Below are 7,277 nucleotides of genomic sequence, written 5' to 3'. Positions count from 1 at the left end.
GCGCCCCCAACCCCGCCGATGAACGGGCGGGGGAGGGGAGGGGGAGGGGGCGCCTGGGGCGCCCCCGCCTCTCAGCCCCCCGGGCCCCCCCCCCCGCCCCACCCCTCCGTCAGTCCGTGAGCCGCTTCCCCGTCGACGTGGAGAAGACATGCGTCTCGCCCGGCTGCGGTACGACGTGCAGCTGGGTGCCCTTGGCCGGGACCTGGCGGCCGTTGACCCGTACGACGAGGTCCTTGACCGCGCCGCCGACCTCGGCCGTCCCGTACACATAGCCGTCGGCGCCCAGCTCCTCGACGACGTTGACGGTGACCGCCAGGCCGGCCGGGGCGTCCGCGGACTCCTTGGACAGCGCCGAGGCGGCCCCGCCGTTCCGCTCCGCGATGTCGAAGTGCTCGGGCCGGATGCCGACCGTCACCGTCGCGTCGCCCTCGGCGGCGGCCAGCGCCTCCCGGCTCACCGGCACCACGCTGTTGCCGAACTTCACGCCGCCGTCGGTGATCGGCACCTCGACGAGGTTCATGGCCGGCGAGCCGATGAAGCCCGCGACGAAGAGGTTGGCCGGCCGGTCGTACATGTTGCGCGGCGAGTCGACCTGCTGGAGGAGGCCGTCCTTGAGGACCGCGACCCGGTCGCCCATGGTCATCGCCTCGACCTGGTCGTGGGTGACGTAGACGGTGGTGATCCCCAGGCGGCGCTGGAGCCCGGCGATCTGGGTGCGGGTCTGCACCCGCAGCTTGGCGTCGAGGTTGGACAGCGGCTCGTCCATCAGGAACACCTGCGGTTCGCGGACGATCGCGCGCCCCATGGCGACCCGCTGCCGCTGACCGCCCGACAGCGCCTTCGGCTTGCGGCCCAGGTACTCCGTCAGGTCGAGGATCTTCGCCGCGTCCTCCACCTTCTGCCGGATCTCGGCCTTCGGCACGCCCGCGATCTTGAGCGCGAAGCCCATGTTGTCGGCGACCGTCATGTGCGGGTAGAGCGCGTAGTTCTGGAACACCATGGCGATGTCCCGGTCCTTGGGCGGCAGGTGGGTGACGTCCCGGTCGCCGATGCGGATGGCGCCCTCGTTGACGTCCTCCAGCCCCGCGAGCATCCGCAGCGAGGTGGACTTCCCGCATCCGGAGGGCCCGACGAGCACGAGGAACTCGCCGTCCTCGATGGTGATGTCGAGCTTGTCGACGGCGGGCTTGTCGGCACCCGGGTATATCCGGGTCGCCTGGTCGTAGGTGACCGTTGCCATGGTGTGTCCCTTCACCGGCAGGAACGTGCCGGACGATCCGAGTAAAGGAGAGAACGGCCGGCCCCCGCGGCACACGGCAGTGGTGTAGTCCACAGCGCCCGACCGCTGGTGACGCTACCGGTGCGCGGCCCCCCTGTCAGCAGCCGAACCCCCACCAAATCCGCCCGCCGGCCCCCTCCCCGGGCAAGGCACCCCGCCATCCGACACCTCTGGGTACACTTCTTCCGGTACGCCTCCTTAGCTCAGCTGGTCAGAGCACCGCTCTTGTAAAGCGAAGGTCGTCGGTTCGAATCCGACAGGGGGCTCTGTGTGCGGAACGGCGCGAACGGCCTCGGACTCGGTGTCCGGGGCCGTTTTTCGCGGGGGCGGAGCGGGAGCAGGTGGGGCGGCCGCACTGTGGCGGATGCTGTTGTGACGGAGCCCGTGGGTGGGGCCGGGGTGCGGGAGGCCGCGGAAGGCCCGTTACGGGACGTAGTCGAAGCGGGGGGTGAGTGTGCCGAAGAGGGAGTCGGCGGGCAGGGGGTCGCCGAACCAGAACCTGGTCAGGTCGGCCGTGTCCTCGGTGACGTGGAACGGCACCCGGTCGAGCTTGAAGCCCTTGAGGGTCGGGCGGCCGCTGGCGAGGACCTCGGCCGGGGTGGTGTAGGCGATGAGGGTTTCGGGGCTGATCTGCTGGCCGTTGAGCCGGATGCCCGCCGCGTAGCCGGGCTGCGGCATGACCCGGATCCAGGTGGCCTGGAGCTCGGCCTTGGTGCCGGTGCTCTCCTGGGTGAGGGTCACGCCACCGGGGTAGTAGATGCGGCCCTTGGCGTCGAGGTGGTCGCCGGCTGTCGAACCGATCGGCAGCTCGTAGCCGTAGCCGTCCTCGTCCAGGGTGAACGGGGCGATGGCGCCGAGCTTGATGCCGTTGCGGTCGAGCCACTGCCGCGTGGTGTCGCTGACGCGGACATGGGCGCTGCCCCACGGCGAGATGTACGGGCCGAGCGCCGACGGCCCGCTGTGCGGAGCGGCGGGGACGGCGGGCGGGGAGGCATCGGCCGGGGCGGCCGTCAGGGCCATGGCCCCGGCCAGTGCGAGGGCGGCGAGGGTGCGGAACAGACGCATCGTCAAGTCTCCGGAGTGAAGGGCGAGTTGGTGCGGCCGCGGTGGCGGGGCACAGGTTCCTGGGTAACGCACGGTGTGCGAGCCCGGCAATGGTGGTCACTCGGGAGGGGCGGACCTGCCACTCGTTCGGTTGACCCGCACCGCATCCGGCGTTTGAGCGGTTCGGAGCCTGCCTAGGGTGCAGGCGTCCGGACGGTCCCACCTGGCGTGGACGCATGGCCGCTCCGCGTCCCGTGCCGCGAGGCAGCCGCGCACGTCCTACGGATTCCTGGAGAGATGCCGATGCCCCGTCCGCCGTCCCGCCGTACCAGGAGGCTCGCGCTCGCCACAGCCGGGTCGCTGCTCACCGCCTCCGCGCTGGCCGGTCCGGGGCTCGGCACCAGCGCCGCCGGCGGCCACGTCGACGCCCCCGGCGTGATCGCCGACCCGCAGGCCAACATCACCGATGTCTACGCCTTCACCAGTCCCGACGATCCGGCGATGGTGACCGTCATCGCGGACGTCCAGCCCTTCCAGCTGCCCGCCGGTACGGCGACGCCGCTCAACTACCCCTTCGCCGCAGGCGGAGCCCGCTACGAGATCCATGTCGACAGCCACGGCACCGGCCGGCCCGATCTCACCTACCGGTGGACCTTCCGTACCGAGGACCGCCGCTTGTTCGGCGCGGGGCCGATCGCAACCGGCCGGGTCCGCTCGCTGACGGACCCGGCGCTGCGGTTCCGCCAGACCTACACGCTGGAGCGGATCCGGGCCGGCCGGGCGCCGCAGACGCTGGTCAAGGACGCCCCGGTCGCGCCGACCCGGCAGAGCGCCGCCGTGATGCCCGACTACGGCGCGCTGCGCGGCCAGGCGACCACCGCGCTGCCCGGTGGTGGGCGGGCGCTGGCCACCCAGGCCGCGGAGTCGTTCCAGGCCGACGCGCGCGTCTTCGGGTACTTCATCGCCGGCACGGCCGGGCCGGTGCCGGGCTACCTTCCCGCCGCGAACCCGCTCGCGGCGATCAACGTCAGCAGCCTGATCCTCCAAGTGCCCAAGTCCGAGGTCGCGTTGAACGGCGACGCGGCGCGGAACCCGGTGGTCGGCGTCTGGGCCACGGTGTCCCGGCCCGGCGCGGACCTCGCCGGCGACCTGCGGACGCAGGAGGCCACGTACCGGCAGGTCGGCCGGCTCGGCAACCCCCACATCGGCTTCGCGCTGTGGGGCTCCTTCGGCGCCACTGCCAAGCCCGGCGGGCCCGAAGACCGGTTCAACGCCCGCCCGGCGGAACAGGACCACAACGACCGGGACTTCCTCGCCTCGGCCCTGGACCCGGCCCCACCGCACAAGATCGAGGCAGCCGGCGGCCGACGCGCGCCGGCCGGACCGCGTACCGACATCCGGGCGCTCTTCCTGAGCGGCATCGGCAAGGACAACGGCGCCAAGTTCGGCTTCGACCTCAACACCCAGGCGATGAACGCCGACGCCGACCCGAATTCCCTCGCCTGGGCGGACGAACTGCGGCTGAACCTCACCACGCCGGTCACCGCCGCCCCCGACCGCCTCGGGGTGCTCGCCGGCGACCTCCAGGGCTACCCGAACGGCCGCCGCCCCAACGACATGATCGACAACTCGCTGCTGCGGATGCTGGAGGGCGAACCGGGAGGCCCGTCGGCGGCCGGCCTGCTGCCCAAGCCGCTGTTCGACGTCCAGCCGAAGCCGGCGAGCGACGTGTTCCCGTACCTCAACCTCCCGCACGCGCTGCCGTGACGCGCCCAGCGCCGGCCGCGGCCGCCCGCCGCCCCCGGAACCGGCGACGGGCGGGGGCGGCCGTGCTCGGCGGCGCGGCCGTCCTGGCCTGCGCGGGCACTCTGCTCTCGCTCGGCCCGTCCACCGCGCCGCCCGCAGCCGGCCCGGGCCCCGCCGCCACCGCCCCCGCCGCACTGCCGGCCGCCCCTGCGGACCGCCTCGCCGCCGCCCGCTCCGCCGTCCGCGGCCGCCCCCGCGATCCGTACGCCTGGAACGCGCTGGGCCTTGCCGAGCTCGACCAGGCGCGGATCACCCTGGACGCGGACCGGCTGGCCGGCGCCGGCCAGGCGTTCCGGCGCTCGCTCGCCCTCAAACCCGCGGCCAACTACGACGCGATCGCCGGTACCGGCATGCTCGCCAACGCCCGCCACGACTTCGCCGCCGCCCGGAAAGCCGGCCGGCGCGCCATCGCCATGGCCCCGGACCGGCCGACCGGCTACCTGGTCCTGGCCGACGCCGAGATCCAGCTCGGCGACTACCCGGCCGCCACCGCCCACACCCAGCGCCTGCTCGACCTCGCCCCCACCGTCCCCGGATACACCCGGGCCGCGTACGACCTGGAGACCCACGGCCGCCCCGAGGAGGCCCGTATCGCGCTCGACCGCGCCCTGCGGAGCGCGAGCACCCCCGGCGACACCGCCTTCTGCGAGCACCGCATCGGCGACCTGGCATGGGAGCAGGGGGACTGGGAGGAAGCCGGCGCACACTACCGGCGCGCCCTGGCCGCCGCCCCCGACGACTACTACGCCGAAGCCGGCCGCGCCCGGGTGGCCGCCGCCCGCGGCCGGTACGAGGAGGCCGTGGCGGCGTACCGCGCGCTGGTCGAGCGGGCGCCCCAGCCGCAGTTCCTGCTGGAGCTGGCCGAACTGCAGCTCTCGCGGCACCGGGACGCCGACGCGCGGCCCCAACTGGCGGCGCTGGCGGCCCAAGTGCGGCTTGCCGAGGCCGGCGGCGGCCCCGTCGACCCGGCACTGATGCTCTACCAGGCGGACCACGCCGACCCGGCGGTGGCCGTCCGGCTGCTGCGCGCGGAATGGGGCCGGCGCCGCAGTGTCCTGGTGGCGGACGCGCTCGGCTGGGCGCTGCACCGGGCGGGCCGGCACGCCGAAGCCCTCGGCCTGCTGGACCGGGCCGCCGCCACCGGCTGGCGCAGCGCCTCCTTCGCCTACCACCGGGGCACCGTCAAGGCCGCGCTCGGCCGTCCGGGGGCAGCCGCCGACCTGCGCACCGCGCTGCGCGTCAACCCGTACTTCTCGCCCTACCACGCCCCGCGGGCCCGGCAGTTGCTGGCGGACCTGCCCGGCCGGGACGGCTGACCACGAGCTCCTCGTCAGGAACCCACCCGTGAACCGAACCCCGCGTGCCGTCCTCGGCCTCCTCGCCGGGCTGGCCCTCGGCCTCGCCCCCGCCACCGCCGCGCACGCCCATCCGCTGGGGAACTTCTCCGTCAACCGCCTCGACCAACTGCGGCTGTCGCCCGACCGGATCCAGGACACCGCCGTGGTCGACTCGGCCGAGATCCCGACCGCCCAGGACCGCGCCGCCGCCGACACCGACCACGACGGCGCGGTCGACCGGTCCGAGACCGGCGCCCGGGCGGCGGCCCGCTGCGCCGAACTGGCCGGGAACATCCGCGCCGACGCGGACGGGCGGACGCTGCACTGGCGCGTCACCGGCAGCTCGCTGGAGTACCGACCGGGCGCGGCCGGGCTGCCGACCGCCCGGCTCACCTGCGGCCTGGCCGCGCCGGCCGCGCTGCGCCGGTCTGCCGACGTCCGGTTCGCCTCGGGCGCGGACGGCGGCCGCGTCGGCTGGAAGGAGATCACGGCGCGCGGCGACGGGCTGCGCCTCACCGCGTCCTCCGTCTCCGCCGAGAGCGTCAGCGCGGCGCTGACGGACTACCCGAAGGCGCTGCTCGACCACCCGTTGAGCACGCTCACGGCCGACGTGCGGACGGCTCCGCGGTCCGGCGCGCCGACCGCGGCCGGGGGCGGTGAGAACGCCGAACCGACCGCGCCGGGAAGTTTCGTGCCGTTCCCCGGTCTCGAACGGCGGCTGAGCGGCCTCGTCGGCACCCGCGACCTCACCTTCCCGGTGGGCCTGCTGGCGGTCGTCCTCGCCCTGCTCCTCGGCGCCGGCCACGCCGCGCTCCCCGGGCACGCCAAGCTCGCCGTCGCCGCCTGCCTGGCGCAGCGGCGCGGCGGCCTGCGGGCGGCGCTGGCCGTCGGGGCCACGGTGACCGTGACGCACACGGCCGGTGTTCTGCTCACCGGCCTGCTGCTGACGGCCTCGGCCGGTCTGGCGGGCGAGCGGCTGCTGGGCTGGCTCGGCCTGCTCAGCGGGGCGCTGATCACGGCGATCGGCGGCCGCCTGCTGTACCGCGCCGTCCGCGTTCTGCGGGGTGGGGAGCAGTACGAGGCCGGGCACCACCATCACGCCGGGCACCGTCACGGGCACGGGCATCGCCACGATCACGGGCACGGGCATGACCACGGTCACGGCCGCGATCACGAGGCTCCTTCTCGCCGGGGGCGGGTCAGCGGCGTCGGCTCGCTTCTCGGGGTCGGCTTGGCCGGCGGGCTGGTCCCCAGCCCCTCCGCCCTGGTCGTGCTGCTCGGGGCGGTGGCGCTGGGCCGCACCCTGTTCGGCGTGCTGCTGGTGATCGGGTACGGGCTGGGCATGGCGCTCGCGCTCGCCGCGGCGGGCGTCCTGCTCGCCGGTGGCAGCACCCGGCTGGCCGCGATGACCAGCCGCCGGCTCCCCACCCTGCGCCGCTGCGTCCCGTACAGCTCCCTGCTCACCGCCGGTGTCGTGCTCACCGTCGGCCTGGGACTCACCCTCCGGGGGATCCCGGGCGTTCCTGATTTGTGAGCCGCTGGGTCGGCTCCGGGCGTTGGTGGCGGGCCTCTCACGGCCGCCGGCGGACGGCCAGGTGGAGGCAGAGGGCCGCGAGGGGGAGTTCCGCGGTGAGGGCCAGGGCGGTGGCGGTGGTGAGGTCCGGGCCGGGGGCGGCGGTGAGGAGGTCGAGGCAGGCGTCGGCGAGGAGGAGGGCGGCGGCGAGGGCGGCGGGGGCGCGGTGGCGGGGGTCGGTGTGCAGGAGGCGGGTGCCGGCGGTGAGGAGGGCGGCGGCCTCCAGGAGGTCGAGGGT

At 74.9% G+C, this 7,277-nt stretch carries 5 protein-coding genes, 1 tRNA gene and 1 pseudogene; 4 read left to right on the top strand and 3 right to left on the bottom strand.

Features of this window, described 5'->3' with window-relative positions:
- Positions 1-109 precede the first annotated feature (109 nt).
- The gene (locus ADL22_RS09190) at positions 110-1,240 is read right to left on the bottom strand and encodes an ABC transporter ATP-binding protein (protein WP_066975620.1); all 1,131 of its coding nucleotides are present in this window, start codon (positions 1,238-1,240) and stop codon (positions 110-112) included.
- A 231-nt stretch (positions 1,241-1,471) separates the two neighbouring features.
- Between ADL22_RS09190 and ADL22_RS09185 the strand changes: the two genes are divergently transcribed.
- Positions 1,472-1,545, top strand: a tRNA-Thr gene (locus ADL22_RS09185).
- Between the two features lie 157 nt (positions 1,546-1,702).
- Here ADL22_RS09185 and ADL22_RS09180 read toward each other — a convergent pair.
- A complete protein-coding gene (locus tag ADL22_RS09180; RefSeq protein WP_420711549.1) occupies positions 1,703-2,350 on the bottom strand; it encodes a hypothetical protein in 648 nt (215 codons plus the stop codon).
- A gap of 270 nt (positions 2,351-2,620) precedes the next feature.
- On the opposite strand from ADL22_RS09180, the gene ADL22_RS09175 reads away from it, so the two are divergent.
- From ADL22_RS09175 to ADL22_RS09165, 3 genes are all read left to right on the top strand, one after another.
- A complete protein-coding gene (locus ADL22_RS09175) occupies positions 2,621-4,090 on the top strand; it encodes a DUF4331 domain-containing protein (protein ID WP_066975616.1) in 1,470 nt (489 codons plus the stop codon).
- A gap of 62 nt (positions 4,091-4,152) precedes the next feature.
- The gene (locus tag ADL22_RS09170) at positions 4,153-5,445 is read left to right on the top strand and encodes a tetratricopeptide repeat protein (RefSeq protein WP_079063967.1); all 1,293 of its coding nucleotides are present in this window, start codon (positions 4,153-4,155) and stop codon (positions 5,443-5,445) included.
- Between the two features lie 28 nt (positions 5,446-5,473).
- Complete coding sequence (locus ADL22_RS09165) at positions 5,474-7,000, top strand: nickel transporter (RefSeq protein WP_234430609.1); 1,527 nt, start codon at positions 5,474-5,476, stop codon at positions 6,998-7,000.
- A 37-nt stretch (positions 7,001-7,037) separates the two neighbouring features.
- Here ADL22_RS09165 and ADL22_RS09160 read toward each other — a convergent pair.
- Positions 7,038-7,277 (bottom strand): annotated as a pseudogene (locus tag ADL22_RS09160) (hypothetical protein); the annotation flags it as partial.

The organism is Streptomyces sp. NRRL F-4489, from assembly GCF_001509485.1.
GTDB lineage: Bacteria > Actinomycetota > Actinomycetes > Streptomycetales > Streptomycetaceae > Streptomyces.
Note: the sequence above shows the minus strand (reverse complement) of the source record. Positions and strands in the feature narration are given on the sequence as shown.

Coding starts and splice junctions, on each gene's coding strand:
- ADL22_RS09190 (WP_066975620.1), bottom strand. CDS start 1,240: ATGGCAACGGTCACCTACGACCAGGCGACCCGGATATACCCGGGTGCC.
- ADL22_RS09175 (WP_066975616.1), top strand. CDS start 2,621: ATGCCGATGCCCCGTCCGCCGTCCCGCCGTACCAGGAGGCTCGCGCTC.